This is a genomic window from Novosphingobium profundi (assembly GCF_018491765.1).
Taxonomy (GTDB): Bacteria; Pseudomonadota; Alphaproteobacteria; order Sphingomonadales; family Sphingomonadaceae; genus Novosphingobium; species Novosphingobium profundi.
This window is the reverse complement of the sequence record NZ_JABWCU010000071.1, coordinates 1-986: the sequence shown is the minus strand read 5'-3', so window position 1 is coordinate 986 and position 986 is coordinate 1. Positions and strand designations below refer to the sequence as shown.

Below are 986 nucleotides of genomic sequence, written 5' to 3'. Positions count from 1 at the left end.
CAGCACCACGCTGCGCCTTTCACCCGAGGTGATCGAGCATTTCAAATCCGGGGGGCCCGGTTGGCAATCACGGATCGATGCCGCCCTCAAGGATTGGGTGGCAGCGCACTGAAGCCGATTGGCGCCCATTCAGGACCCTCGGCGGTCACCTTGATCATTCTGAAAGTTTCCAGTCAGCTTCTCCGCTCCCATGTTAGCCGGAACAAGTTCCGCTGCGGCATTTGGTAACTGTCTGGCGCACAAGACTTCGTCAGTTATTCGCCTTCCCGCTCACGTAGCAGTGAGCTTTCCACGAGCGGAACTCCACCATGTTTGCGCAGTCACCGCGCCGCTCACGGCACCAAGGATTGCCATCCAGTAGCCCGAAGGTGCTTGGATCACGAGCAGGCCAGCGATCGGAATGATTGAACCCGCTGCGACGCCTACGCCGATGTAAGCCTCGGCGCTTTCCCAGCCTTTTCGTGACAGAAGTAGAGTAAGCGGAATGCCGATGCAGATGCTGGCGCTCAGGACAATCGGGACGGACACGATAAGCGGGAGTATGGCAAGCCAGAATGAGGGAAAGAGGCGGCCATCGCCATTCAGGCCCTCGGGGAGAGAGCCTAAAGCCAAAATCATCGTGAAAACCAAAATTGGCGCTGCCCCTGCGAAGGCGCCAAAACTCACTGCTTTGAAGAATGCCCTCATATCCACATAGTCAAGCAGGAAACGAAAAAATGGGGAATGCGCGAATTGCTCTGTTCCAATATCGAGAATGGTAGCAATACCGAGGTGCAAAGCCGAAACCCGACATTCGCTACCGGTCCGGCCTCCTGGAACTGGCAGGACAGCCAGGAGGCGCGTGCTGAAATTCTGCCAGGCGCCCTAGTTGGTCGTTCAAGGGCCGATCTGGCGCGCCAGGGAGCGGCTCGTCCGCTTTCCCTTGCTGACCAGATCGACCAGCAGCTCAGATGGGTGGACTGCCGTCATTACCGCAATCAGGAACG

Annotated in this window: 2 protein-coding genes; one reads left to right on the top strand and one right to left on the bottom strand. The window is 57.7% G+C overall.

Annotated elements, in window-relative coordinates; translation table 11 throughout:
* Positions 1–10 precede the first annotated feature (10 nt).
* A complete protein-coding gene (locus tag HT136_RS26045) occupies positions 11–112 on the top strand; it encodes a BrnA antitoxin family protein (protein WP_246544481.1) in 102 nt (33 codons plus the stop codon).
* A 158-nt stretch (positions 113–270) separates the two neighbouring features.
* Here HT136_RS26045 and HT136_RS26040 read toward each other — a convergent pair whose 3' ends face one another.
* Positions 271–777 carry a hypothetical protein gene (locus HT136_RS26040; protein WP_214202654.1) on the bottom strand — a complete coding sequence of 169 codons (507 nt, stop codon included), beginning with the start codon at positions 775–777 and terminating at the stop codon, positions 271–273.
* Positions 778–986: the final 209 nt, after the last annotated feature.